Here is a 24,987-nt window from a genome sequence, read left to right on the forward strand (position 1 = left end):
AATTCCCATGAAACGATTTATTATTAGTGCGGTGGCTTTGCTGGGCCTGGCTCAGGTAGTTAGCTCCTGTAAGAAGACCTTTCTCGACGAAAACCCGCAATCGCTTTACACCCCCCAGACCTCGCTGGTCGACTCGCTGGGCTTTGAGGCGGGCATGGCAGGGTTGATGGAGGTAATGCGTGAGCAATACACCACTACCGAGCCTCAGGGTACGCTGGGCGTGTTGCAGGTCGGTACTGATGCAGTTAGTCCGGCCATGCCCCAGGGCGTGGAGGTGCCGTATTTCAACTACGAGAAGCTCCAGTCGCAGGACCAGGGCGCTGCTTTTTACTGGAGCTCGGCCTACCGAATCATCAACAACGCTAACATCCTGATACAGGCGGCCGCGGCGGCGCCGGCTACACTGCGCCAGGGGTACAAAAACCGTATCAGCGCCGAAGCCCGCTTCTACCGGGCTTATGCCTACAACTTCCTGACTACACTCTGGGGCCCGGTGCCGCTTATCGACCAGCCAGTAACTACGCCCCGCACCGACTTCACCCGCAACTCGGTTGATGACCTGAATACGTTCATCATCAATGACCTGACTACGGCCATTCCTAGTCTGTTTCTAGCCAACAATGCCGGCTCGGGGCGCATTACACGGGGTGCAGCCCAGCAACTGCTAGCCGAAGTATACCTGCGGGCCGGCAAGCCGGCTCTGGCCGAGCAGCAGTGCCAAGCCATTCTTAGCAGCAACCAGTATAAGCTTATCATGGCCCGCTATGGCGTACGGTCCAGCTCGCCCGGCGACTACTACTCCGATATGTTTATAGTGGGTAACCAGCGCCGCAGCCAGGGCAATACGGAAATAATTTGGGGCATTGAGCAGCAGCTGCTTATCCCCGGCGGACAGACTGGCAACGGCGGCCAGCAGCGGCGCATGTGGGTGCCGGGCTACTATGCCATAAAGGGGATGGCTATCGCCGACTCGCTCGGGGGCGAGGCATTGGCCGGATGCGCTTGAGCCAGTGGGTCGACTACCGCCTCTACGCGGCCAATGACATGCGTAACTCGAAGTACAATCTCAAGCGCAAGTTTTACTACAACGACCCGTCCCAGCCGACCCTCTACGGAAAGCGCGTGACCGGCATTATCGGCTCCGATACCAGTGTGCGCATCACGCCCTATATCACGAAGTGGAACATGTATGACCCCTCCGATGCCTTTGGTCTGGCCACGGTGAAAGACCTGCCCATGATGCGCCTGGGCGAAACCTACCTGCTACTGGCCGAGGCCCAGTACAAGCAGGGTAACCCGGGCGGGGCGGCCACCAGCATCAACGTGCTGCGTACCCGTGCCAAAGCCAACCAAGTGCAAGCCAGTGATATCGACCTCAACTTTATTCTCGACGAGCGCGTTCGCGAGCTGATTGGGGAAGAGCAACGCCGCATTACACTGGTGCGTACTGGCACGCTCGTGGAGCGCACCCTGCGGCTAAACGGCAACCCCCTGTACGTAACCGGTCTGACTACCAAAAATCTGCTGCTGCCCATTCCGCAGTCGGAGATTGACAAGAACGTATCGGGTGGCCTGACCCAGAATCCTGGCTACTAGCATAAGCTGTTGGCTGCCTGGCAGCAGGCCGCCGATTTTATTGATTTGTTGAACAAGCAGTTGAAGGGCGGGCGCTGATGGGCCATTTCGATAGCCCGTCGATGTCCGCCTTTTACCGTACTGCTCTGGGGCCAGCCCCGCTTTTTTTCCATGACTTACTCCTTCCTGCTAAGAACGCTGACAGCAGTACTGCTGCTTGCCAGCACCTTGACGGGCCGCCGTGTGCTGGCCCAAACTACGCTGCTCCAGAATGCGCCCGGCCGGAGCGTGCTCAGCCTCGACGGGCGCTGGAACTACATCATTGACCCGTACGAGACAGGGTTTTATGACTACCGCCGCGAGGCGTTCGACCAGTCGCCCTCGGGTAAGGGCGGCTACTACGACAACCAGAAGCCCAGCTCGAAGCAGCAGCCCGAGCTGATTGAGTATGATTTCGACCAGGCGGCCACGCTCCAGGTACCCGGCGACTGGAACTCGCAGGACTCCAAGCTACTGTACTACGAAGGTACTATCTGGTACAAGAAAAGCTTTACGCTGGCTCCTAAGGCAAATAAAAGATATTTTCTATATTTTGGAGCCATCAACTACGAGGCGCATATCTACCTGAATGGCAAAAAGCTGGGTATGCACCGGGGCGGCTTCACGCCCATTCAATACGATATCACTGATAAGCTGAGCCCGACCGGCGAGAATTTTGTCATTGTCAAGGCCGATAATACCCGCCACGCCGACGCCGTGCCGACCATCAACACCGACTGGTGGAACTACGGCGGCATCACCCGCGAGGTGTTCATTGCCGAGACGCCGGCCACGTTCATTGCCGACTACCAGGTGCAGCTGGCGAAAAACGACCCCACCACGCTGGCCGGCTACGTGCAGCTCGGCGGCGACGGCCGGGCCGGCCAGGCAGTTACGCTCACCATTGCCGAAGCGGGCCTCCGGCAAACTCTCAAAACTGACGCCGACGGCCGCGCCACGTTTCGCGTGCCGGTCAAAAAGCTCCAGCTGTGGTCGCCCCAGCGCCCAAAGCTCTATGCTGTGAGCCTGAGCAGCGGCCCCGACGTGGTGCAGGACCGCATCGGCTTCCGCACCATCCAGACGCGGGGCCAGGATATTCTGCTTAATGGCAAGCCTATATTCCTGCGCGGTATTTCGATGCATGACGAAAACCCGCTCATTCCGGGCCGGGCCCGGGGCGAGGGCGACCTGCGTATGCTCCTGACCTGGGCCAAGGAGCTGGGCTGCAACTACGTGCGCCTGGCCCACTACCCCCACAACGAAATCATGCTGCGCCTGGCCGACGAGATGGGCCTGCTGGTGTGGGCCGAAGTGCCGGTGTACTGGACCATTGCCTGGGAAAACCCGGCTACCTACCAGAATGCCGAAGCCCAGCTCACCGACCTCATCTCGATGGGAAAAAACCGTGCTAGCATTGTGGTATGGTCGGTGGGCAATGAAACGCCGCCCAGCGCGCCGCGCCTCAAATTTATGACCAGCCTGGTCCACAAAGCGCGCAGCCTCGACGATACCCGCCTGGTATCGGCGGCCCTGGAGCTACGCCGCGATGGCTACGCCGTGACCGTGGACGACCCCCTCGGCGCCGAGCTCGACCTCACCAGCTTCAACGAGTACGCTGGCTGGTACTGGGGCGGCAAGCCCAGCGAGATTACCCAGTTTAAGTTCGCTATCAAGTACAACAAGCCCGTCATCATCAGCGAGTTTGGGGGCGATGCGCTGGCTGGCTACCACGGCGATGCCGACACCCGCTGGAGTGAGGAATACCAGGAAGCGCTCTATGTAAATCAGCTTAAAATGCTGAGTGGCATCAGCGGCCTGCGCGGCATGACGCCCTGGATTCTGGCCGACTTCCGGGCCACCCGGCGGCAGCACCCGGTATTTCAACAGGGCTTCAATCGAAAGGGATTGATTTCCAGCGATGGCAAGAAGAAGAAAGCGTTTTTTGTCTTGCAGGAGTATTACCGCCAGCAAGCCCTGAAATACGACACCAAATAAAAGGTCTGCCATGACCGCCGGGTGAGCTTTAACTCCCGCTAGGCCGCGTTCCTGCCGCTACCGACTCACCGGAGAGGGGCGGGGTCGCCGTAAGAAAAGTTTTATATAAAAGCTTATTATAGTAGGCAGCGATTCTATGTCAGCACTCAGGCAATTTTCCTTACATGATAAAGTTGTTGTTATTACCGGCGCTACTGGTGTTTTGGGTTCGGCGCTTTCGCTGGCCGTAGCAGAGGCCGGGGCCAGGGTGGTAGTGATGGGCCGCGACGCGGCGCGGGCCGAAGCGCGGGCCGCCGCCATCCGGGCAGTAGGTGGCGAGGCGCTCGTTATTCTGGCCGATGTGCTCGATACGGCCCAGCTCGAAGCAGCCCGCGACCAGATACTCGTCACCTGGGGCCGTATCGACGGTCTTGTGAATGCCGCTGGTGGTAATATGCCCGGCGCCACCGTAGGCCCGACCCAGGATTTATTCGACGTAAGCATTGCCGATACCCGTCGGGCCGTCGACCTCAATCTGTTTGGCACCGTGTTGCCGACCACCGTCTTTGGGCGCGTAATGGCGGCGCAGGGTACGGGCGCTATCGTCACTATCTCGTCGCTTACGGCCCAGCGCCCCCTTACGCGGGTGCTGGGCTATACGCTGGCCAAATCAGCGGTGGAAGCTTACACCCAGTGGATGGCAGTGGAGTTGGGCCTGCGCTACGGTGGCGGCCTGCGCATTAATGCCATTGCGCCCGGCGTGTTTCTCACCGAGCAAAACCGCCACCTCATGCTGGAGGCTGATGGCTCGCTTACCGACCGTGCCCGTAAATTCATTACGCACACGCCCTTCCAGCGTTTTGGCGAAGCCGGGGAACTGACCGGCACGCTAATTTATCTGCTCAGCGACGCCTCAAAATTCGTGACCGGCGAAACCGTGCTGGTCGATGGCGGATTCAATGCCTACAGCGGCGTGTAGTTTTTGCTTGATTTTGAATGAGAAAGACCGTCGCGCTAACAAAGAAAGCCCGACGTTCGGCTACCCCTAACGACACCATTTATGCCTCTTCTTCAAAGCTGGCGCTGGTTTGGCCCCAACGACCTGGTAAGCCTGGCCGATATCCGGCAGGCCGGCGCAACCGACGTAGTATCTGCTTTGCACTATATCTCGAATGGCGAAGTATGGCCGGTGGCCGATATCCGTGAGCGCCAGGAAATTATTCGCCAGGCCGGGCTGACGTGGAGCGTGGTCGAAAGCGTGCCGGTGCACGAAAACATCAAGACCCGCACCGGCAACTATGAGCAGTATATTGCTAATTACCAGCAGTCTATTCGTAACCTGGCGGCTTGCGGCATCTACACGGTTACCTATAATTTTATGCCGGTGCTCGACTGGACGCGCACCGACCTGGCTTTTCCGGTGGCCGACGGCTCGCGGGCGCTGCGCTTTGAAAAGGCCGCCTTCGTCGCCTTCGATGCGCTGCTGCTTCGGCGGCCGGGCGCCGCGCACGACTATTCCGCCGAAGAGCTGGCCCGCGCCGAGTCGCGCCTGGCAGCCATGAGCGCGCCCGAGCGCCAGCAGCTGGAGCGCAACGTGATTGCCGGCCTGCCGGGCAGCGAGGAAAGCTTTACGCTCGCGCAGTTTCAGGCGGCGCTCGATACCTATCAGGGCATGGATGCGGCCCGGCTGCGCCAGCATCTGCTACTGTTTTTGCAGGCTATCGTGCCGGTGGCCGAGGAGGTGGGCGTGAACCTCGCCCTTCACCCCGACGACCCGCCTTACCCCATTCTGGGGCTGCCGCGGGTGGTAAGCACCGCCCCCGACGTGCAGGCCCTGCTCGACGCGGTGCCCTCGGTCCGCAGTGGGCTGTGCTTCTGCACCGGCTCGTTTGGCGTGCGGCCCGACAACGACCTGCCCGCCATGGTGCGCCAGTTTGCCGGCCGCATTCACTTTATTCACCTGCGCAGCACCCAGCGCGATGCGGAGGGTAATTTCTACGAGGCCAACCACCTGGAAGGTGATGTAGACATGTACGCCGTCATGCGCGAGCTGATTGCCGTGATGCAGCAGCGCCAGGTACGCCTGCCCATGCGCCCCGACCACGGCCACCAGATGCTCGACGACCTGCACAAACAAACCAACCCTGGCTACTCGGCCATCGGCCGCCTGCGTGGGCTGGCCGAGCTGCGGGGCCTAGAGCTCGGCATTACGCGCGCCGCATTCTAAAAGGCAAGCTCATGCGTAGCCAGCCTATCGCTGGCTACGCATGATAAAGTTGTTGAACACTGCCGTGCTATCCTCGGCGCCCTGGGCTACCAGCGCTACGCGCACGCCCCGGTCCCAGGGCGGCAGGTAGGTGCCATTAACCGTAAAATTTTCGGTTGGTAGGGCTTGCCAGGTGGCCCCGTCGGTGCTGTAAGCGAAGCGGTAGCGCTGCCCACCCCACACTTCGAGGCGCAGGGTAATGGTGGCGCAGGGCGCCACAAATTCCTGCACCAGGCAGTGCTGCTTGCCGCTTTTGAGGTGCCATATCTGCAGCTGCCCGTTGCCGGCCATCAGGGCCAGAGCGTTGTAGGGGTCGCCAACCGCAGCCAGGCCCGCGAAGGTATCAGCCGGCAAATCGGCAAAATTGAGTGTGGTAGCAGCTTTATAAGAGGCTACGTGCGTGCGCCGCGCCACCACCGCCCCCAGTCGTACCGGGCTCGCCCCCAGCTGTAGCTGGCCCTGGTGCACGGCAGTGCGCGGGCGCGCCACCCCCAGCGGCCACTGCCACTCGGGGCCCAGCTCTGCGCCGGCAAATTCTTCAGCAATATGCAGGCGGCCCATATCGGTAATGGGCAGGGCCTGCGGGCTGCGGCGCACAAACTCGGGCCAGCCGTCGGCATTCCAGGTAAACTCGCTAAGCAGGCCCTGCCGACCCACAAACTCGTGACTTTGGGCGAAGTAGGCGTGGTGCAGCAAAAACCAGCGGCCATCCAGCTCGGCCACCGTGCCGTGGCCGGGGCATTTCCAGGTGGCGTTGCTGTCTAGTATAGGGTTTTGTGAATATTTTTCCCAGGGCCCCAGCAGGTGGCGCGAGCGGGCCACGCCGGTAGCGTAGTTGCAGCCCTTGCCGCAGCAGCTGTTGCCGGCGTAAAACATGTAGAACCAGCCATTGTGGCGCACCAGCGCCGAGCCTTCTACCAGTGGGCCTTCCCACTTGGCGTCGTTGCCAAACAGCTCGGTGGCTTCGCCGATAAGGGCGGTGCGCTCGTCGTTGAGGCGCTGCGCCCAGATGGGCGTATCCTGCTGGCAGGAGTTGCCATCCTCCTTCCAGATGAGGTAGAGGTCGCCGTGCTCGTCGGGCATGGCAAAGCCATCGATGGAGCCGGCTTCCTGGCCCACCAGCGGGCCGTGGTCGTGGTAAGGCCCTTCGGGGCGGTCAGCGCTGGCCACGGCCACGCAAAGCATCCCGCCTTTCTTGCGGGCGGTGTAGTACACGTAAAAGCGGCCGTTTTCCTGGTAAAACTCAGGGGCCCAGAAGTTGGAGCCCGCCCAGTCGGGAAGCTTATCGGGAAAAACGTGGCCAACTAGTTCCCAGTCCAGTAGGTTTTTAGAAGTAAACAGGGGGAAGATGGCACCCCACTCGGCCGTAGTAGCGCTGGCCCAGTAGGTATCGCCCACCTTAAAAACGGTTGGGTCGGGGTGATCGCCGGGCAGCACCACGTGGTCGTAGCTGGGGCGGGTGGGAGCGGGCCGGCTGGCGGGCGAGAAGCCGGGAGCCGCCAGGGCAGAGGCGAGTTCTAGTTCGATTGACACGGGAGGAGTGCAAAAAAGAATAGAAAGAAAACAGGATGGGGTGGGAACACCTTTTCAGGTTACAAACATACACCCAAGCCGCAAACGCCAGGCGAGCCCGTTGCTGTTTCTCGCCCAAGCCTTCTGTATTATCGTTGAAATAATACTTTTACGAGTTGAATAATCGCCTAAAGATTAGCCAACAAGCGTTTGAGGGCCCATTTTTCCGTGAAATTTTAGCTGGCGCTACTTATTGATAAAAATGGATACCGTGCAAAGAAGCTGCTTGCAAAAGTAGCATTCAGTTCGATAAAAATTGAATTATTTCGTGAACACCGATTCACTAAAAGTATAGCAGAAAAAGATGCTGCTTTCCGTGTCCGCTGTTACGCTTGCTTAACGAGCATCAATCTACAAGCCCGTCAAGCAGCTACTAGCGCGAATGCCAGGCCCGAGAACAGCCGGCAGCCCGCCCGGTACACCAAGTTGGAAAGTGCGTTATATTTTTCCTGTTCCCTTTTGGAGCAGCCTCCACAAACCAGGTTTGTGCGCTTGTGCTGGGCCAGCTGTTGAGAGTAATCTCCGGCCAACGAACAGGCGCGGGCGCAGGTCGGGAAGTTGAGTTGGCAGGGCAGCAATAACGGACATAGCCTGAAGTCCAGGCCAGCATACTGCTGCGGCCCCGCCGCCAGGTGGTAGGGCTTTTGGCACACCACGAGTTTACAACAGGCTCTAAGCCAGTTTCAATCTCCGACTTTCAGTCGGCATAGCTCATGAGCAGGTTATTTCTGCTGGCTCGGCTAACGGAGTTTGTGGGTTTCAACCCGACTTTCAGTCGGAATACCTGGGCAACTATAATTTATTAGGCCACAGCATACTGAAGCTCTTTTCAAGAAACCTGGGTTTCGTTATTCTGATACGTCAAAAATCGCCCGCTAGCGCCGCAATAAATTGCTGCCTGGCTAAGCTTATTGTGTACAAACCTTACGGTACGTGCAAGTTGCGCATTTTGTAGCGCTTCGCCTTTAGCTATTGGGTAACCATAAATAGGGGGCGTAAAGGGGGGCGCGGCTCACGCCCCCTTTACGCCCCAGGAGTACCGATTCCCCAGACGCAAAAAACCCGGAAAACTGCCTTCACGACGTGAGAAGCAGTTTTCCGGGTGCTCCGGGTACGGATGTATGAGCCGATTATTGGACTCGAACCAACGACCTGCTCATTACGAATGAGCTGCTCTACCAGCTGAGCTAAATCGGCGTTTCCCTGGGCCGGCCTGCGCCGTTGGGGCTGCAAATATAGGGTGCCGGCTGGTCGCGGCGCAACCCTTGCCGAAATTTTACGCAACCCCGCTGCCTGTGGTACGTCTGACACTGGGAACCCCTTACATAACCTCTATGAAAATGCTGCCTTCTCTGGCGGCCGGCTTTGCCGGGGCCGCCGCGCTTACGCTGCTGCACGAAACCGCCCGCCGCCTGCGCCCCCAGGATGCGCCGCGCATGGATGTGCTCGGCGAGCGAGGCCTGCGCAAGGTGTTGGGCCTGGCCGACCTGCCGCAGCCCGACGGCGGTACGCTCTACACAGCCACTATGCTCGGCGATGTATTGACCAACGGCCTGTATTACAGTGTAGTTGGTGGCGGTAAGCATAGCCTGCGGCGCGGGCTGCTGTTGGGCGCAGCGGCCGGGGTGGGAGGTGTGCTGCTGCCCGGCCCATTGGGCCTGGGCGAGGCCCCCAGCAACCGTACGTCCCAAACCCAGGCCATGACCGTAGCCTGGTACACATTTGGTGGGCTGGTGGCCGGCGCCGTGGCCCAGGCCCTGCGTAAGACGCGTAAGTAATATAGGCAAAAGCCTATTGAAGCAGGTGGCTGCCCGTGGGGCCTACCGTGAGGGTGGCGCCCCGGCCTATTATCAGGGCCTGGTTATCAGCTTCGTGGCCGGTGGGGAAGCCGTAACCTACCGGGAAACTATAGCGCTGAGCGTAGTGGTCGATAATCTCATAGGCCGTCTGGCCGAAAGGAATAGCATTGTCACGCATCTGCGAAAAATGGCCGACTACCAGCCCGGCCAGGCCCGTCAGCTGCCCGCTGCGGTGCAGGTGCAGCAGCATGCGGTCGATGTGGTAGAGGTACTCATCCAGGTCTTCGAGAAATAAGATGCGCCCCGCGAAGCTGGCCTGCGAAGAAGTGCCCGTGAGCGTATGCAGCAGGCTGAGGTTGCCGCCTACCAGCTCGCCCTGAGCCGTGCCGGGCCGGTTGAGCGGATGCGCCGGAGCGTCGTAGCGAAGCGGCTCGCCAAACAGCGCACGGCGCAGGCTTTGCACGGCCTCCTCACCACCGACCTTGCCAAACAGCCCCGGCATCACGCTGTGAATACTCTGGTAGCCCAGGCGCAGCAAATGGCTGTGCAGCACGGTAATGTCCGAAAAGCCGGCCAGCCATTTGGGGCTTTCGGCAAAGCGGCTGAAATCCAGCTCATCAACCAGCCGGGCCGTGCCGTAGCCGCCTTTGGCGCACAGTATGGCCCGAATACCGGGGTCGTCGAGCTGGCGCTGCAAGTCGCGGCGGCGCAGCGCATCCTCACCAGCAAACTGGTAGTGGGCCGCCCCAATACTCTCGCCCAATATTACCTCCAGGCCCCAGCTGGTGAGTAGCTGGCGGGCAAAGCTGACCTCGGCCGTGCTGATTTTGCGGGCCGTGGCCACGATGGCCACGCGCTGGCCGGCTTGCAAAAAAGGAGGAGCAATTAAAGTCATGAAACACGCCTGGGAAGCTGAGGGACCAAAGTTCACACACAAACCCTAGCCAGCAGGCCAACCTTGCGTACAAAACGTCCGTTGGCAGCTACGAACCTTTTTACCCTTCTCACGCTCAGGCTGGTCGCGCAGCGGCGACATTTATCTCTATGAAACGACTACTCTACTTTTTACTGACTTTTCTGCTGGGGCAGGCCCGCGCCTGGCTTCGGCCCAGCTGGCACCCATCGACACCACCGGCGGGCGCTACTACCGGCCAGTTTTTTCGAATGTAACCGTCACCAGCAACGTCGCCTACGGCTCGGCTACCAAGTATGATGGCACCACCCAGCAGCTGACGATGGACATCTATGAGCCCGCCGGCGATACCGTAAAGCGCCGGCCGCTTATCATCTTTGCTCACGGCGGCGGCTTTGTTGCGGGCAGCAAAACGGATAGCTACCCGGTAGCTTTTTGCACCCGCCTGGCCAAGCTGGGGTACGTGACGGCGAGCATCGAATACCGACTTGGTTTCGCCTTCACGGGCTTTGCCGCGCCGGCCGATACGCCCAAGATTGCGCAGGCCGCCCTGCGGGGAGCCCAAGATATGAAAGCCGCCGTGCGGTTTTTTCGCAAGGATGCCGCCACGGCGCGTATGTATCGAATATTCAGTAATTACATTATCGTGAGCGGTTCGTCGGCCGGGGCCTTTGCGGCCCTCGAAACCGGCTATCTCGATAAAGCCAGCGAAGTGCCCAGCTACCTCGACCTCACGGCGCTGGGTGGCGTTGACGGCACCAGCGGCAACCCCGGCTACAGCAATGCCGTGGCCGCCGTGCTCAGCTTAAGCGGCGCTACCGAAAGCCCGAATATTATAGAGCCCGGTAACGCGCCGCTGTGCAGCGTACACGGCACCCGCGATGCGACGGTTCCGTATTTGCAGGGCCGCATTGGCTCGCTGCTGCCACCTAAGTATGTGTATGGCAGCGGTCGCCTCAACCCCCGCGCTACGGCATTGGGCATCCGCAACACCCTGCGACCGCTAAAAGGGGCCGACCACGTTCCTTTTGAAACCAATGCCGCTTACGCCGACACGGTTTTCTGGACCGTGCGCGACTTTTTGCGGCCGCTGCTGCGGCTGCCCGGTACGGCTTTGGCAGCGCGTACGGCCAGTCCGGCGGTGCCCATCGCCTTTGCCTACCCCACGCCCGCCCGCGATGCGGTGCAGCTTGCCCTGCCCGAAAACTGGCGCGACCTCGGCGAGGCGCAGCTAATTGACCTGACCGGCCGCGTAGTGCAGCAGCTGAAGCCCCAGGCCCAGCAACTGCAGCTGCTGCGCGGCAGCCTGGCCCCGGTATCTACTCGCTGCGGTTTGCCGGGCAAACTCCCACGCGGGTAGTATTTGAGTAGCTGCGGCAAACAAAGCCTCGTGCTTTTCTCCGCACGAGTCCCGTTGGATTTCCGGTGCAGCTTACTCAGCCGCCGCGAGCTGCGCCGCATAGAAGTGCTCCAGATGCTGGGCTATCTGGTTGACTTCCAGCAAAAAGCCATCGTGCCCATAGCTGGAGTCCAACTCGCCATAGGTGGCCCCGGCAATACCGGCTGCCAGTTCGCGCTGCTCACTAAGCGGAAATAGCACATCGGATGTAATACCTAAAACCAGCGTGCGCGCCCGGACGCGGGCCAGCGCGGCGGCCACGCCACCGCGCTGGCGACCCAGGTGGTGCGTATCCATGGCCCGGCTAAGTGCGACGTAGCTGTACGCATCGAAGCGGGCCACGAGTTTATCGCCCTGGTAGCGCTGGTAGCTGCTGGCGCGGTAGTCGCGCAGGCGAGGGTCGTCGGCCTCATCGGTTTGGGTGGCCCTGTATGCCTCGTAGCCGCGGTAGCTGAGCAGGGCGGTAGCGCGGGCCGCGCGCAGGCCCGCGCTACCGCCCTGCTCAGCGTGCGCCAGGTACGTAGGGTCGGCCTCGATGGCCAGCCGCTGCGCTTCGTTGAAGGCAATGCCCCAGGCCGAATGCCGGGCATTGGTAGCGATAACGGCCAGGTGCTGCATCACCTCGGGCTGCGCAACGGCCCATTCCAGCGCCTGCTGCCCGCCCAGCGAGCCGCCGATGAGCGTATGAATCCGGGCCAGCCCCAGGTATTGGCGCAGCGCCTCATGCGCGGCGGCCAGGTCGCGGATGGTGAGCAATGGAAACTCCTCGTAGCGCGGGGCACCGGTAGCGGGGTCGGGGCTGAGGGGTCCGGTGCTACCATAGCATGAGCCCAGCACGTTGGCACACACGATAAACCAGTTGGCCGGGTCAAAAAAGCAGCCCGCCCGAATAGTCCGGCCCACCAGTCCAGCACGTCGGCGTTGGCTGTGAGGGCGTGGCACACCCACACCACGTTGTCGCGGGCTGCGTTGAGCTGGCCCCAGGTGCGGTAGGCTACCCGAGCGCCGGCCAGCGTCGCGCCGCTTTCCAGGGACAAAGGGTCAGGCAGAAACAATATATTATTTTTCATATATTAATAAAATAACGTAGCCCGCAGTGGGCACGGCGACTTTTGCAAAAGCCTCCGTGCCCACTGCGGGCCAGCAACTCCGGGCTACACCTCCAGCGGCTGGGCGTGCTCGGCTACCGCTTCCGGAACAGCGGCGGCTTCGTCGGCCTCGCCCTGCGGGGCAGCCTTGGTAGCAGCGGCAATCGCCTGCTCCAGGTCGGCCCGAATATCCTCGAAGTGCTCGATGCCGACCGATAGGCGCAGCAGCGTCGGCGTTACGCCCGAGGCCAGCTGCTCCTGCTCGCTTAGCTGCTGGTGGGTGGTAGCCGAAGGCTGAATGATGAGCGTCTTGGCATCGCCAACGTTGGCCAGGTGGCTGATAATCTTCAGGTTGTCGATAAGAGAAGAGGCGGTTTCCTTGCTGCCGTGCAGCGCAAACGACAGCACGCCGCCGAAGCCCCGCTTCAGGTATTTGGCCGCGTTCTTATGGTGCGGGCTGCTGGGCAAGCCAGGGTAGTTGACGCTGGCCACCTGTGGGTGCTGCTCCAGCCACTGCGCCACTTTCAGGGCATTTTCTACGGTGCGCTCCACGCGCAGGCTCAGGGTTTCGACGCCTTGCAGCAGCAAAAAGGAGTTGAACGGACTGATGGCCGGCCCGAAGTCGCGCAAGCCTTCCACGCGGGCGCGAATGATGAAGGCGATATTGCCAAACGGTCCGTTTTTACCGAACACATCGTTGAAAACCAGGCCGTGGTAGCCTTCGCTGGGCTCGGTAAACTGCGGGTACTTGCCGTTGCCGAAGTCGTAGGTGCCGCCGTCCACAATCACGCCCCGATGCTGGTACCGTGCCCGCCAATCCACTTCGTGGCCGACTCTACCACGATGTGGGCGCCGTGCTCAAGGGCCGGAACAGGTAGCCGCCCGCCCCAAAGGTATTATCAACTACCAGCGGCAGGTCGTGTTTTTTGGCTACGGCCGCAATGCGCTCAAAATCAGGTACGCTAAAGCTGGGGTTGCCAATGGTTTCGACATAGATAACGCGCGTTTTCTCATCAATGAGCGCCTCCAGGCTGTCGGCGTCGTCGCCGTCGGCAAAGCGCGCTTCAATGCCCAGGCGCTTGAAAGCCACCTTAAACTGGTTGTAGCTGCCCCGTAGAGGAAGGAGCTGGAAACCAGGTTGTCGCCGGCCTGGAGAATATTGTTGAGGGCAATAAACTGCGCTGCCTGCCCCGAGCCCACGGCCAGCGCCGCCACGCCGCCTTCGAGCGCCGCAATGCGCTGCTCGAATACGTCGGTAGTAGGGTTCATCAAGCGGGTATAGATGTTGCCAAACTCCTTCAGGGCAAACAGGTTGGCGCCGTGCTCGGCGTTCTTGAACACGTAGCTGGTAGTCTGGTACAGGGGCACTGCCCGCGAGCCGGTGGTGGGGTCGGGCTGCTGCCCGGCGTGTAGCTGAAGGGTGTCGAAATGCAGTTTCTGCGTAGCCATGTTGGGGAAGAAATTAAAAAGTGAGTAAGCTGGAAATCAGGTAGAGAAAGCCCGGCTACTACTTTCGGAAAACTTCTTGCATAATCAATAAACTGATTATGAGGCGCATAACCAACGGTGTGTGGCGCAGTGCGCCTCGTTGCCGGGCTGCTCGCGCACGGCCCGCAATAGTTAGTACCCGCGAAGAAGAAAAGGAAGTGCCGGGCCGAAAGGCTTAGCCTTGGCAACAACAGCACATTCGCATTCGCCGGGCGGGGCTGCCAAAGCCGGCCAAAGCAGAAGGCGAACAGTGACCCCGGCCGCGCACAAAAGTGCCGGAAGCGGGGAAGACAGCGGAGGAGAATGCGTGTAGCATGGTACTCGATTTATAGCCCCCGGGCTGCGTGGCAGCTGCCGGGGTAGGAATTGGCACCTTTCAGCTAGTGAAGGTTGCCAGCGGGTCAGGGAGCCTAATCTCTCGCCGCTTCTGTATAAAACTTATAATAACTGCCCCGCCTGCTGCGGGGAGTACCGGTTTGGTAGGCGCAAAGATAGGTGCGACGACCAGTTGCGCAAATTTTTTTACTGAAAGCTGCTTACTAATTCCCAAAAACGGGCCGAACGCCTGCTGCCGGGTCAGGAAGACCGGGTCGATTATAAACAAAAAGGCCACCCCAATGCTGGAGTGGCTTTTCTCACCTTTTTTCTGCAAAAAGTACCTAGATACTAGGTAGGGTTAACTCCTGGCCCACTTCAATGTGGTCGGGGTTACTGCCGATGATGGCCTGATTGGCCTCGTATATCTGGTGCCACTTGGCGGCATCGCCATAGTGGTTTTTAGCAATCTTGGAGAGCGAGTCGCCGCTCACAACCGTGTAGGTAGTGCCAGCGGCGGCAGGGGTAGCACCAGCCGCGTTGTTGCCGAAAAAGTCGGTGCCAGCGCCAGTGCCAGCAGCCGGCTGCGCGGGGTCAGCGGGCTTTTTGTCACCCTCGTTATTTAAAAAATCGAGCAAGCCCATGTGACAAGTGCAGTTAAGTGAGTGTGAAAGAGAAAGAATGCCCAACCGGGCAGGGCGTCTTGGTAGGCTTTTTACGGCGGCGGACCGATAGGGTTACTACAGATAACCAAAAAAATAAGGCTGCGTAAGCACAGCCATACCAACGCCGCTTTTCTTCACACCTTTTTCCCCTTTCTCATGAATCTTTCACTCGTTTCTCTCCGGTCTTATTTTGCTTCGCTGCTGAGTGTGCTGGCTTTGCTAGTCATGGTTTCGTCTTGTGGCAGCGATAAAGGCAAAGTGGAGGGCGTGAGCATGCTCTACGGCTCAAGCAGCAAAGTGTGGGTAACTGACAAGCAGACCGATGCCGCCGGCGACAAAGTGAAGCAGGATGCCGCCGCCCAGGATATGGAGATAAGCTTTGCCTCGAATGGCACCTATGCCGGCACGCAAAGCGGCAAGTACACATTCGACCAGGCCGCCAAAACCATTACCCTCACCCCTGAGGGCAGCACTACCAGCAACACGTTTAACGTAGAAACCCTGACTGACAGCAAGCTGACGCTGGTAGGCACCAGCGGCGCCAAGCTGATGCTGAAAGCAAAATAGCAGAAGCTGCGTATAGTTGATTACGAAGGGCTTATGCCCGCTTATTGGCCTCGCTCCGTTATCGGGCGGGCCTTTTTTATGGCCCGGCCAGCGAGCCAGCGGGGCAGGTAGGCCACGCCCAGCGCCAGGTAGAAGTAGTACGTAACGATGCGGTAGAGCAGCACCAGGAAGCTGGTCATGGCGGCCGTGCCCATAAAGCGGCCGAAGAACGTCGGAAATGCGCCTTCGGCAATGCCCGCGCCCCCGGCGTGATGGCCAGCAGCAGAATAACTTTGTAGGTGATGTTGCGGGCGAAGATGAACAGAAAGGTGCCGGTAGTCATAGGGGCAAAGGCGGCGATGAGGCAGCCGATAACGGCGTAGCGGGCCGTCCACACAAAAGCTGTGCTCAGGCAGGCCCGCCACCAGTACGCCGCGCCCGCATCGCGCAGCTGGGCCGAGGCATTGACCATTTCCTGCCCCTGGCGGTAGGCCAGCCGCCGAAACCGCCGGATGAACCGCAGGGAGGTAAGCCGCACCAGCAACCGCCGCACCGAATGCGGATTCACAAACAAGGCGTAGAGAAGCAGGGCCGCATAGGCCGACACGGCTACATAGCTAAAAATGAATAGTACGCGCAATGTTTGCACAAACGCCGACTGCAGGCCGTGCGGGTACAGGCCATCGGCGGCGAGCCACACCACCAGTGGCACCATCAGGACGTAGTAGAGGTTATCGAGGAAAGCCGTTACGATGGTGTAGGCCAGTGCTTTGCCCAGCGGTATGCCTTCGCGGGTGAGAATGACCGGCGCGGCCGCCGTGCCGCCCGCTGCCGAAGGCAGCACGCAGGAGGCAAATTCCCAGACTACAATTACCGAAAAGGCCTGCCGCCAGCTCAGCTCGCGCTCCGAAATACTGCGTATTCTATATATATACCCCAGGTCGCGTGCCCAGAGTACCAGCAGCGTGATGAAGAGCCATTGCCATTTGGCATGAAGCAGCGGGCAAGGTCGCCGGGCTTGTAGGAGCGCCAAAACAGAAAGGCTACTACGCTCAGCCCAATCAGCGCCGGCAGCACAATGCGCGACGGCCGAAGCTGCCGCATTAAGTCGGCTTCCTGGCGGGCATGGGCTGGGGCGGAGTAGGAGAGGCTGGCAGCATAGGCAGGGAAAGGTCGGGCAAAAATACTGCCGCTTGCCCGGCCGGGCTGCCGGCCCTGAAAAAGCCCTGCCGCAAGTACTGCGGCAGGGCTTTTTAACTCAGGGCGTTAACGCAGGTGGCTAGCTACGGGCGTCCGCCCGGGCTACCCGCCGGGGTGATGCCGCCCGGCGAGGTAGTGCCCGGTGAGGGCGCGTTGGCCGGCGTGCTGTTGACGGGCGCGGCGGCCGGCGTGCGGGGCTTTACGGCCGAGCTGTCGGCGGGCTGCTGGGTAGCGGGCAAGCCAGGGCTGGCCGGAGCTGTAGCGCCGGGCGCGGCGGAAGCCGGGCGGCCGGTAGTGCCCGCCGGGTAGGCCGCCTGGTTGCGCAGCTGCTGGAGCGAGTCGGCCGGAATAGTGCGGCGCGTGGAGTCGGTAGCGCTGGCCGGACGACCCCCGCCGCCGGGCCGCTGCCCTGCGCCCGGATAAGCACCGGGGCGGCCGCCCCCTGGCCGCCGGGACGGCCGCTTCCCTGGCCGCCGGCACCACCGGCACCACCACCGCCAGCGCCGCCCAGGTCGCCGCCCAGGCCACCACCCGTATCGCCGCCTTCTTTCAGGTCGTCGTTGTTGACACCCTTGCCGCGGCGCCCGGTGTCGCCGGCCGTCAGCTTGCCAATGCGGTAGCTGAAGTTGATTTTAAAGTTCAGGTTATGAATAACGTTGGTGCTGTTCTGGGTCAGCACCGGGCCGTTGATGGGCACGTTCGTGCCATTGTACTCGTAGCTGTCGACATAAGGCGTCGAAACATTGGTATTAATGCGAATCTGGCCGGTAAAGAAGTTCTCGGCCCCGAAGCCGATACTGCCCCGCTTCTCGGCAAAGCTTTTCTGCAAGCTCAGGCTATAGATGCCGAAGCCGCTCTGGTAGCCCTGCAGCTGCACCTGCTGGCCCCGGTAAAAGCCGAAGAGCTGCAGCGAATAGCTATTACCCAGGTCGTAGGAGCCGAAGGCCCGGGCATTTATCACAAAGCCCTGGTTGCTGGAGTTATAGAGCTTGCTTTCATCGTTGTTGCGCAGCACGGCATAGTATACATCGGTGCTGGCATTGAGCGAGAGCTTACCCGAGTTGGCCCCGCGAAGAAGCTGCCGCCGTAAGCATTCTCGGTGCCCGCGTTGCGGAAGGTGCTTAACAGCGCGCCCTGGATGTGGTTGGGGTTGAGCGAGTCGGGCAGGGGTACCCGCACGGTTTGGATAGCGCCGGTGGTATTGCGCATGAAGGCCGTCAGGTTCAGGTTTACCTTCTGCTTTACGGTGGTGCTGTAGCCCAGCTCGTAGTTGTTGGTGTATTCGGGCCGCAGCGTGGGGTTACCGGCCGAGGCGTTGAGTGGGTTGCTGGCCTGCACGTTGGGGTTGAGGAACTGCAGCGATGGCCGCTGAATACGGCGGTTATACGACAGCTTCAGCACGTTGCCATTTTGCAGCTTGCGCGAGAAGTTCACACTCGGCACCAGCACCCCGTAGTTGGGAATAGCGGTGTTGGTGAGTACGCCTTTATTATTGGTAAAGTCGGCCGAAATAGTCGTGTACTCGAAGCGTGCGCCCGGTTTCAGGGTAAAGCCTTTGGGCAGCCCGATGGTATAGGTGGCGTAGGCGGCCGTTATGTTCTGACGGTAGAGAAACGAGTTGTTGAGCGAGGCACTGCCGGCAGGTGGCTGCAGCGACGGGTCGTAGAAGTAGCTGTAGTCGCTGCTCACGCGCCGAACTATATCCTTGGCTCCGAGCTCCAGCAGCTGATTTTTGACGGTGGGCGTCTGGTAGTCGAGCTGGGCGGTGGATTCCTGGTTGTAGCTGTTGTTGTCGTTGCCCAGCTGGCCGAGATACTTGCCTTTCGACAGGTCGCTGGGGTCAAATACGCTGTTGGTGAAGTTGTTCGTCTGGTTGTTGCGGCTAAACAGTGTCAGTATACTCAGCTCGCGCTGCTCGGTTTGGTAGGTGTGGGTAAAGTTGAGGCTGGCATCAATGGTGTTCGACTGATTGGTCGAAACCACGTCGCGCAGCGAGTTGGCGGTCAGCGAGCCGCCGTTGGTGCCAATGCGACTCAACAACCCATCCTGGTAGTTGTCGGAGTTGCGTACGCCATAGGCCAGCGAGCCGGCCAGCGAGTTGTGCTTATCGAAGTCGTAGGTCAGCCCCAGCGTGTAGCGCCCGAAGGCATCGCGGCGCCGGGTATCAGCCGACTGCTCCACCGTGGTGCGGTCGCCATTGGTCAGGCTGATGCTATTCTGAGTGTTCTCGAAGCTGCCCGGCTGGTTGTAGCTGGTGCGCCCAAAGCCGCCCAGCGAGACGCCAAACTTGCCGTTGCGGTAGTTGCCGTTCAGGCCCAGGTTGCTGGCCCGCATGCCCGCGCTGGTATTGATGCCCAGCGAGCCGCCCCGCAGGTTGTCACTCTTCGTAACGATGTTGATAATGCCGCCCGAGCCTTCGGCATCGTACTTGGCCGAGGGCGAGGTGATAACCTCCACGGTCTGAATCTGGTCAGCCGGAATCTGCTTCAGCGCGTCGGCCACGCTGCTGGCCGCAATGGTCGAGGGCTTGTTATTAATCAGTACCCGAATATTGCTTGAGCCGCGCAGGCTCACGTTGCCATCCAGGTCGACGCTCAGCAGCGGCACGCGCTTGAGCACATCGGTGGCATCGCCGCCGGCGGTGGTTTTGTCCACATCGGCGTTGTAGATGGTACGGTCCACCCGCTCCTCAATAAGCGGCTTTTTGCCGGTTACGACTACCTCGCCGAGCTTTTGGGCCGCGGCGGCCATCGCTACCGTGCCCAGGGCCACGTTCCCCCACCGGCCGGAACCACTATGTTGTTGCGAACCTGCGTCTGGTAGCCGATAAAGCTTACCTCCACGCGGTAGGTGCCGGCCGGCACGGGCAGCACAAACTTGCCATCGTCGCCCGCCACGCCACCGTTCACGGGGCTGTTGGTGGTGGGGTTGATTACATTCACGGTGGCGTACGATACCGGCTTGCCCGTGGCAGCATCGGTGACGGTGCCCGAGAGGCGGCCCGCTGTGCTGCGCGGCGCAGCCGTTGTGGCCGGCCGGCCGCCGGCCTGGCTGTAACTCAGCAAGGGCTGGCTAATAAAACAGCGGTAAGGAGCCCAGCTGTGGGTAGTGTAGTCTTGCTCATAAAATTCATAACGGCCAAAGTGCGTAATTAACCAGAAATGGTTGCACCCGGCAGCAGGTTTTTGCTGATTCGCCGACGAGAACGAGTATTATCCGACCAAACGCTGGCGCAAAGGTCGGTCAGTAAGAACCGCCCGCGTACCCTTGTCGTACCTTTGGGGTCGGCGGGCCAATCTTTTAGCCTGCTTAGCGGTTAGCTACTGCGCTCTCTCTTCTGCCTGCCCCGATGATAATTGAACCCGGCCCGCTCCTGGCGGCGATATCCTCGCCCGACGACCTTAAAAAGCTCGCGCCCGAGCAGTTAGTGCAGGTAAGTACCGAGCTGCGCGACTTTATCATCGACACGGTGAGCATCTACGGCGGGCACTTCGGCGCCTCGCTCGGCGTGGTCGAGCTGACGGTGGCCCTGCACTATGTTTTTAACACACCCCACGACCAGCTGGTGTGGGACGTGGGCCACCAGGCCTACGGCCACAAAATCCTGACCGGCCGGCGCGACCGCTTTCCTACCAACCGTCGCTACGGCGGCATGTCGGGCTTTCCAAAGATGTCGGAAAGCCCGTACGACGCCTTCGGCGTGGGCCATAGCAGCACCAGCATTGGGGCGGCGCTGGGCATGGCCGTGGCTTCGGATTATAAAAAGGAGTTTGACCGCCAGCACATTGCCGTGATTGGCGATGGTGCCATGACGGCCGGCATGAGCTTTGAGGCGCTCAACCAGGCCGGCGCTATCCGCAATAACATGATTGTCGTGCTCAACGACAACTGCATGAGCATCGACCCCAACGTGGGCGCGCTCAAGGAATACCTCACTGACATCACGACCTCGCGCACATACAACAAGGTGCGCGACGAGCTCTGGAACGTACTGGGCAAGCTCAGCAAGTTTGGCCCCAACCCGCAGCAGATTGCCCGCAAGGTGGAGGCTGCCATGAAGGCAACCCTCATGAAGCAGAGCAACCTGTTTGAGGCGCTGAACTTCCGCTACTTCGGGCCCGTCGACGGGCACGATGTGCAGCACCTGGTAGCCGTACTCAACGACCTCAAGAGTATTCCCGGCCCAAGCTGCTGCACTGCGTCACGGTGAAGGGCAAAGGCTACGAGCTGGCCGAGAAAGACCAGACGCTGTGGCACGCGCCGGGCTTGTTTGATAAAATTACGGGCGAAATATATAGTAAAATACCTGATAAGCCGCAGCCGCCGAAGTACCAGGACGTGTTCGGTCATACCCTCGTCGAGCTGGCCCAGGCCAACGATAAGCTAATGGGCGTGACGCCGGCCATGCCCAGCGGCTCTTCGCTGAACATTATGATGGCGGCTATGCCCGAGCGCGCCTTCGATGTGGGTATTGCCGAGCAGCACGCCGTTACGTTCTCGGCTGGCCTGGCCACGCAGGGCATGGTGCCGTTTTGCAACATCTACTCGTCGTTTATGCAGCGCGGCTACGACCAGGTGGTCCACGACGTGGCTTTGCAAAACCTGCACGTAGTGTTCTGCCTCGACCGCGCCGGCTTTGCCGGGCCGATGGCCCGACCCACCACGGCTGCTACGACCTGGCCTACATGCGCTGCATCCCTAACATCGTGGTGTCGGCCCCCATGAATGAGCAGGAACTGCGCAACCTGATGTACACGGCCCAGCTGCCCGAAAATGCCGGGCCGTTCAGCATTCGCTACCCGCGCGGTGAGGGCGTAATGCCCGAGTGGCGCACGCCCTTGCAGCGGGTGGCAATCGGCACGGGCCGCGTAGTGCGCGAAGGCGAGGCGGGCGGCGTGGCCATCCTCAGCATCGGCCACATCGGCAACTATGCCGTGAAGGCCACCGAGGCGCTGGCCGCCGAAGGCCTTAGCGTGGGCCACTACGACTTGCGCTTCTGCAAGCCGCTCGATGAGGAAATGCTGCTGGCCGTGGCTCGCCGCTACCGCGCCATTGTAACGGTGGAAGATGGCTGCCTGCAAGGCGGCTTCGGCTCGGCGGTGCTGGAGTTTCTGGCCGACCACGGCCAGCACCTGCCCGTCCGCCGCCTCGGTATTCCCGACCGCGTGGTAGAGCATGGCACCCAGGACCAGCTTTATAAAGAGTGCGGGTTCGATGTCAGTGGTATTGCCCAGGCCGTGCGCGAGCTGGGCGCCCAGGTGGTGGCTCCGGTTCGTGAGCCCCAGCGCCGCTGAAAGTAGAAAAATATTCTGCTGAAAAAGCCCCGTAGCGCCCGCTATGGGGCTTTTTTTGGTTGTCTCGAGCTAGCTCTCAGTAGAAAGGTATTAGAATAGATTGCGACAATATATTTTTGAGGTTTAGAGAGTAGGCTGTTCACTAAAATCATCTCATTTTCTGTTTTTTTACACATGAAGCATTTTTTTACTTCTTTATTTATGCTACTGGTTGCGCTGGCGCTGGGTAAGCTCACCCCGCTCCGGGCCCAGACGCTGGATCCAACCTTTCAGGCTACCACGCTAAAGGTGCCCTATACGGGCGGCTTGCAGACCAGCGTGCAACTAACCCTGGTGCAGCCCGACGGCAAGGTGCTGATAGCGGGCGGTTTCGACTTTGCCAACGGTACCCTGGCCAGCAAGATAATGCGCCTGAACGCTGACGGCAGCGTAGATGGCACATTCAACCCTGGTGGCACGGGGGCCAACGGCTTTATTGTGGGTATGGCCTTGCAGCCCGATGGCAAGATTATTATCGTGGGAGGCTTTACAACCTACAACGGCACGTCGATACTGGCTCAGGCGCGCCTCAATGCCAACGGCACCCTCGATGCGAGCTTTGCGGGATTGCCATTGACGGGGCTGCGCCAGCTAGGGTCCGTGGCCGTGCAGCCTGATGGTAAAATCCTGGTAGGGAGCACCGCCGGCTTTAGCGTCACCCCGCTGCCGACCGTGCAACGCCTCAATGCCAATGGTACCCCCGATGCTTCTTTTACCCCGCCAGCTAGCACGGTAGGCGACTTCGTGCGAACCATCCTGGTGCAGGCCGATGGCAAAATCCTGCTGGGCGGCAGTGGCGGCAATATCAGTTCGGCGCTAAGCGCCGGATTGCAGCGTCTCAATGCCGACGGTAGCATCGATAGCGGGTTCAGCTCGCCGTTTGCATCCAGTACCTACCTCGTCACCTACGCCTTGGCGCAGCAGCCCGATGGTAAGCTGCTGGTAGGCGGCAGCCTGGCCCGAGTGGCACCGCCAACCCCGGCGTTGTGCGTTTGCAAACGAATGGACAATTCGACAACACCTTTGCTACGGGCAGCGGCTCGGCTACGAGTACCGGTGCGCCAACAGCCGTGCGCACGCTGGTGCTGCTGCCCGGCGGCAACGTGCTGGTGGGCGGGAGCTTCACGCAGTATAACGGCGTAGCGCGGGGCCGGGTGGTGCGGCTGCTGCCCACCGGCGCGGTCGATACCGGCTTTGCCACCGGAGCGGGTGCCAACAATGCGGTAACTGCCCTGGCTACCACTACCGGCGGCCAGGTGCTCGCCGTAGGCAACCTGACCCAGTACGACAGTGGCAGTGCCCGCACCGGCCTGGTACGCCTCACGGCCGCCGGGGCCGAGGATGCTGCCTTTACCCCGCCGCTGCTCGAAACCCGGGGGGCATCAGCCAGGCCGCGCAGCTGGCCAGCGGCCAGCTGCTGGTGCAGGGCAATTTCACGTCTTTCAATGGCACGACCCTGACGAGCGCCAGCGCGTCGGTGCGCCGCCTGAACGCCAACGGCACGCTGGATGGTACCTACAGCAGTACGGCCAGCTCTATTCTGGGGCGCAGCCCGACGGTACTTTCTTTACCATGGGTTTCATTGGTACGGGCAGTCAGTATGCCTTGCTGCGAGTGCTACCCTCGGGCACGTTTGACAACGCGTTTGCTAACCCTGTCGTCCAGAACAGCAGCACTCCTACAGCGTATCCTTACCCGCAGGGCTTGCTAGTACAGCCCGACGGCAAAATCCTGGTCTATGGCGCATTTACAAGCTTTGGCGGGGCTGCCCGCAATGGGCTGGTCCGCTTCAAGGCCGATGGTACGGTCGACAACTCGTTTGTGCCTCCAGTGGGCACCTTGCCGCGGCGGGTCAGCAGCGTGGCGCTGCAGGCCTCAGGCAAGCTGGTTATCACCTACGATGAGCTGGTAGCCGGCAGCCTCTTCGCCACCACCGGGGCGGGGACGGTGCTCGCGCGCCTCAACACCGACGGGAGCCTCGACAATACCTTTGCCACTGGCACGGGCCCCAACGCGGGAGATTATTTCACAGTGCTGGCCCAGCCCGATGGCCGGTTGCTAATCAACGGGGTAAGCAGCTTTAACGGCCAGGCTGCCCCCTACAGCATCCTGCGCCTGACCGCCGACGGGGCCGTGGATAATACCTTCAATCAACTGGCCACCAGGTATAGCATAGTGCTGGTGCAGCCCGATGGCTACATCCTGGCCAACACGAACGTCTACGGAGGCACGACGGGTGTCTACGGGGATGCCAAGCTGGTGCGCCTGAACAGCAACGGCGGCCTGGACGGTACGTTTGCGCCCATTAGCACACCGGCCAATATTTTCACGGGCGACAATGCCTTTAATGGCTACCTCTACCAGCCGGCCGATGGCAAGATTATCGCCTACGGCTCCTTCACCTCAGTGCTGGGGCAGGTGCGTGGGGGTATCGTGCGCCTCATTCCGGGTACCGTCACGGCTACGCTGTCAGCTACTGCCGCCCAAGCCCTGGTGGTATACCCCAACCCCGCCCGCCAGCAGCTGACCGTGGTGCTGCCTGCCCTCACCCAGCCCACGCAGGCTACGCTGCTCAGTCTCACCGGCCAGGTGCTGCGCCAGTGGGCGCTGCCCGCCCGGCAGGCCGAAGCCTCGCTGGACCTCAGCACCGTGGCAGCGGGTATCTACGTGCTGCGCATCCCCGGCCCGATGGGTATGTATCAGCAAAAGGTAGTGGTAGAACCGTAGCCCAGGCGAGCGGCGAACCACTGAATGGCTGCGGCTAAACAATCGCCGGATTCGGATTGTCTTAGTGAACGCCACCGGGCCAGCGCGG

Annotated in this window: 21 protein-coding genes, 1 tRNA gene, 3 pseudogenes and 1 riboswitch; of the genes and pseudogenes, 13 read left to right on the forward strand and 12 right to left on the reverse strand. The window is 60.7% G+C overall.

Translation table 11 applies throughout. The features are described from left to right. Window positions 1-7 precede the first annotated feature (7 nt). From GKZ67_RS23965 to uxuA, 5 genes are all read left to right on the forward strand, one after another. Window positions 8-1,006, forward strand: a complete 999-nt coding sequence (locus GKZ67_RS23965; protein WP_254244957.1) for a RagB/SusD family nutrient uptake outer membrane protein — start codon at window positions 8-10, stop codon at window positions 1,004-1,006. After that, complete coding sequence (locus tag GKZ67_RS23970) at window positions 997-1,596, forward strand: RagB/SusD family nutrient uptake outer membrane protein (RefSeq protein ID WP_254244958.1); 600 nt, start codon at window positions 997-999, stop codon at window positions 1,594-1,596. The genes GKZ67_RS23965 and GKZ67_RS23970 overlap by 10 nt, the downstream gene beginning before the upstream one ends. Window positions 1,597-1,746: 150 nt before the next feature. After that, window positions 1,747-3,609 carry a glycoside hydrolase family 2 protein gene (locus GKZ67_RS19790; RefSeq protein WP_173245947.1) on the forward strand — a complete coding sequence of 621 codons (1,863 nt, stop codon included), beginning with the start codon at window positions 1,747-1,749 and terminating at the stop codon, window positions 3,607-3,609. A 202-nt stretch (window positions 3,610-3,811) separates the two neighbouring features. Next, entirely contained in the window at window positions 3,812-4,567 is a 756-nt protein-coding gene (locus tag GKZ67_RS19795; RefSeq protein ID WP_254244959.1) for an SDR family oxidoreductase, read from the forward strand. 81 nt (window positions 4,568-4,648) lie between these two features. Continuing rightward, window positions 4,649-5,815 (forward strand): mannonate dehydratase, encoded by a 1,167-nt coding sequence (uxuA, locus tag GKZ67_RS19800; protein WP_173245953.1) that lies wholly within the window; start codon window positions 4,649-4,651, stop codon window positions 5,813-5,815. A 24-nt stretch (window positions 5,816-5,839) separates the two neighbouring features. Here uxuA and GKZ67_RS19805 read toward each other — a convergent pair whose 3' ends face one another. Together GKZ67_RS19805 and GKZ67_RS19810 are read right to left on the reverse strand one after the other, a co-directional pair. Further along, window positions 5,840-7,387: a family 43 glycosylhydrolase gene (locus GKZ67_RS19805; RefSeq protein WP_173245956.1), complete on the reverse strand. Its 1,548-nt coding sequence runs from the start codon at window positions 7,385-7,387 to the stop codon at window positions 5,840-5,842. A gap of 1,163 nt (window positions 7,388-8,550) precedes the next feature. After that, window positions 8,551-8,623: transfer RNA gene (locus tag GKZ67_RS19810), tRNA-Thr, on the reverse strand. Between the two features lie 143 nt (window positions 8,624-8,766). Between GKZ67_RS19810 and GKZ67_RS19815 the strand changes: the two genes are divergently transcribed. After that, complete coding sequence (locus tag GKZ67_RS19815) at window positions 8,767-9,204, forward strand: hypothetical protein (protein WP_317172194.1); 438 nt, start codon at window positions 8,767-8,769, stop codon at window positions 9,202-9,204. Between the two features lie 13 nt (window positions 9,205-9,217). Here the strand turns inward: GKZ67_RS19815 and GKZ67_RS19820 are convergent, their stop codons facing one another. Then, window positions 9,218-10,120, reverse strand: a complete 903-nt coding sequence (locus tag GKZ67_RS19820) for an LD-carboxypeptidase (protein WP_173245962.1) — start codon at window positions 10,118-10,120, stop codon at window positions 9,218-9,220. Between the two features lie 149 nt (window positions 10,121-10,269). Here GKZ67_RS19820 and GKZ67_RS24160 point away from each other — a divergent pair, with 149 nt between their 5' ends. Together GKZ67_RS24160 and GKZ67_RS19825 are read left to right on the forward strand one after the other, a co-directional pair. Further along, window positions 10,270-10,395: a hypothetical protein gene (locus tag GKZ67_RS24160; RefSeq protein ID WP_262889617.1), complete on the forward strand. Its 126-nt coding sequence runs from the start codon at window positions 10,270-10,272 to the stop codon at window positions 10,393-10,395. A gap of 65 nt (window positions 10,396-10,460) precedes the next feature. Next, window positions 10,461-11,498, forward strand: coding sequence for an alpha/beta hydrolase (locus tag GKZ67_RS19825; protein WP_173245965.1), 1,038 nt, complete (start codon window positions 10,461-10,463; stop codon window positions 11,496-11,498). Window positions 11,499-11,570: 72 nt separating this feature from the next. Here GKZ67_RS19825 and metX read toward each other — a convergent pair whose 3' ends face one another. From metX to GKZ67_RS19840, 3 genes and pseudogenes are all read right to left on the reverse strand, one after another. Beyond that, on the reverse strand, window positions 11,571-12,440 hold the full coding sequence (gene metX, locus GKZ67_RS19830) for an alpha/beta fold hydrolase (protein ID WP_317172195.1): 870 nt from the start codon (window positions 12,438-12,440) through the stop codon (window positions 11,571-11,573). Window positions 12,441-12,691: 251 nt separating this feature from the next. After that, a pseudogene (locus GKZ67_RS25370) lies at window positions 12,692-14,074 on the reverse strand (O-acetylhomoserine aminocarboxypropyltransferase/cysteine synthase family protein). A gap of 362 nt (window positions 14,075-14,436) precedes the next feature. After that, window positions 14,437-14,551: riboswitch (SAM riboswitch) on the reverse strand. Between the two features lie 221 nt (window positions 14,552-14,772). After that, the gene (locus GKZ67_RS19840) at window positions 14,773-15,072 is read right to left on the reverse strand and encodes a LysM peptidoglycan-binding domain-containing protein (protein ID WP_173245968.1); all 300 of its coding nucleotides are present in this window, start codon (window positions 15,070-15,072) and stop codon (window positions 14,773-14,775) included. Between the two features lie 177 nt (window positions 15,073-15,249). Here GKZ67_RS19840 and GKZ67_RS19845 point away from each other — a divergent pair, with 177 nt between their 5' ends. Continuing rightward, entirely contained in the window at window positions 15,250-15,660 is a 411-nt protein-coding gene (locus GKZ67_RS19845) for a hypothetical protein (protein WP_173245971.1), read from the forward strand. 41 nt (window positions 15,661-15,701) lie between these two features. Here GKZ67_RS19845 and GKZ67_RS19850 read toward each other — a convergent pair whose 3' ends face one another. The 6 genes from GKZ67_RS19850 to GKZ67_RS19875 all read right to left on the reverse strand — a co-directional run bounded on the left by GKZ67_RS19850 (window position 15,702) and on the right by GKZ67_RS19875 (window position 19,904). Then, window positions 15,702-15,854: a hypothetical protein gene (locus GKZ67_RS19850; protein WP_173245974.1), complete on the reverse strand. Its 153-nt coding sequence runs from the start codon at window positions 15,852-15,854 to the stop codon at window positions 15,702-15,704. Next, entirely contained in the window at window positions 15,836-16,672 is an 837-nt protein-coding gene (locus tag GKZ67_RS19855; protein WP_173245977.1) for a lysylphosphatidylglycerol synthase domain-containing protein, read from the reverse strand. The genes GKZ67_RS19850 and GKZ67_RS19855 overlap by 19 nt, the downstream gene beginning before the upstream one ends. 250 nt (window positions 16,673-16,922) lie before the next feature. Next, window positions 16,923-17,078, reverse strand: coding sequence for a hypothetical protein (locus GKZ67_RS19860; RefSeq protein WP_173245980.1), 156 nt, complete (start codon window positions 17,076-17,078; stop codon window positions 16,923-16,925). After that, the gene (locus GKZ67_RS19865; RefSeq protein WP_173245983.1) at window positions 17,039-17,854 is read right to left on the reverse strand and encodes an outer membrane beta-barrel protein; all 816 of its coding nucleotides are present in this window, start codon (window positions 17,852-17,854) and stop codon (window positions 17,039-17,041) included. The genes GKZ67_RS19860 and GKZ67_RS19865 overlap by 40 nt, the downstream gene beginning before the upstream one ends. Further along, entirely contained in the window at window positions 17,797-19,611 is a 1,815-nt protein-coding gene (locus tag GKZ67_RS19870) for a TonB-dependent receptor domain-containing protein (RefSeq protein ID WP_173245986.1), read from the reverse strand. Before GKZ67_RS19870 ends, GKZ67_RS19865 begins: the two co-directional genes overlap by 58 nt. Beyond that, entirely contained in the window at window positions 19,593-19,904 is a 312-nt protein-coding gene (locus GKZ67_RS19875) for a carboxypeptidase regulatory-like domain-containing protein (protein ID WP_173245989.1), read from the reverse strand. The genes GKZ67_RS19870 and GKZ67_RS19875 overlap by 19 nt, the downstream gene beginning before the upstream one ends. A gap of 284 nt (window positions 19,905-20,188) precedes the next feature. Here GKZ67_RS19875 and dxs point away from each other — a divergent pair. From dxs to GKZ67_RS19895, 4 genes and pseudogenes are all read left to right on the forward strand, one after another. Next, a pseudogene (gene dxs / locus GKZ67_RS19880) lies at window positions 20,189-22,133 on the forward strand (1-deoxy-D-xylulose-5-phosphate synthase). A gap of 201 nt (window positions 22,134-22,334) precedes the next feature. Next, window positions 22,335-22,991: pseudogene (locus GKZ67_RS19885) on the forward strand (delta-60 repeat domain-containing protein); the annotation flags it as partial. A gap of 251 nt (window positions 22,992-23,242) precedes the next feature. Beyond that, complete coding sequence (locus tag GKZ67_RS19890) at window positions 23,243-23,632, forward strand: delta-60 repeat domain-containing protein (RefSeq protein ID WP_173245995.1); 390 nt, start codon at window positions 23,243-23,245, stop codon at window positions 23,630-23,632. 112 nt (window positions 23,633-23,744) lie between these two features. Then, entirely contained in the window at window positions 23,745-24,899 is a 1,155-nt protein-coding gene (locus GKZ67_RS19895) for a T9SS type A sorting domain-containing protein (RefSeq protein WP_173245998.1), read from the forward strand. The last annotated feature ends 88 nt before the right edge of the window (window positions 24,900-24,987 follow it).

This window comes from Hymenobacter sp. BRD67 (assembly GCF_013256425.1).
Taxonomy (GTDB): domain Bacteria; phylum Bacteroidota; class Bacteroidia; order Cytophagales; family Hymenobacteraceae; genus Hymenobacter.

Coding starts and splice junctions, on each gene's coding strand:
- GKZ67_RS23965 (WP_254244957.1), top strand. CDS start 8: ATGAAACGATTTATTATTAGTGCGGTGGCTTTGCTGGGCCTGGCTCAG.
- GKZ67_RS23970 (WP_254244958.1), top strand. CDS start 997: ATGCGCTTGAGCCAGTGGGTCGACTACCGCCTCTACGCGGCCAATGAC.
- GKZ67_RS19790 (WP_173245947.1), top strand. CDS start 1,747: ATGACTTACTCCTTCCTGCTAAGAACGCTGACAGCAGTACTGCTGCTT.
- uxuA (WP_173245953.1), top strand. CDS start 4,649: ATGCCTCTTCTTCAAAGCTGGCGCTGGTTTGGCCCCAACGACCTGGTA.
- GKZ67_RS19815 (WP_317172194.1), top strand. CDS start 8,767: ATGCTGCCTTCTCTGGCGGCCGGCTTTGCCGGGGCCGCCGCGCTTACG.
- GKZ67_RS19820 (WP_173245962.1), bottom strand. CDS start 10,120: ATGACTTTAATTGCTCCTCCTTTTTTGCAAGCCGGCCAGCGCGTGGCC.
- GKZ67_RS24160 (WP_262889617.1), top strand. CDS start 10,270: ATGAAACGACTACTCTACTTTTTACTGACTTTTCTGCTGGGGCAGGCC.
- GKZ67_RS19825 (WP_173245965.1), top strand. CDS start 10,461: ATGGACATCTATGAGCCCGCCGGCGATACCGTAAAGCGCCGGCCGCTT.
- GKZ67_RS19840 (WP_173245968.1), bottom strand. CDS start 15,072: ATGGGCTTGCTCGATTTTTTAAATAACGAGGGTGACAAAAAGCCCGCT.
- GKZ67_RS19845 (WP_173245971.1), top strand. CDS start 15,250: ATGAATCTTTCACTCGTTTCTCTCCGGTCTTATTTTGCTTCGCTGCTG.
- GKZ67_RS19850 (WP_173245974.1), bottom strand. CDS start 15,854: ATGGGCACGGCCGCCATGACCAGCTTCCTGGTGCTGCTCTACCGCATC.
- GKZ67_RS19895 (WP_173245998.1), top strand. CDS start 23,745: ATGGGTTTCATTGGTACGGGCAGTCAGTATGCCTTGCTGCGAGTGCTA.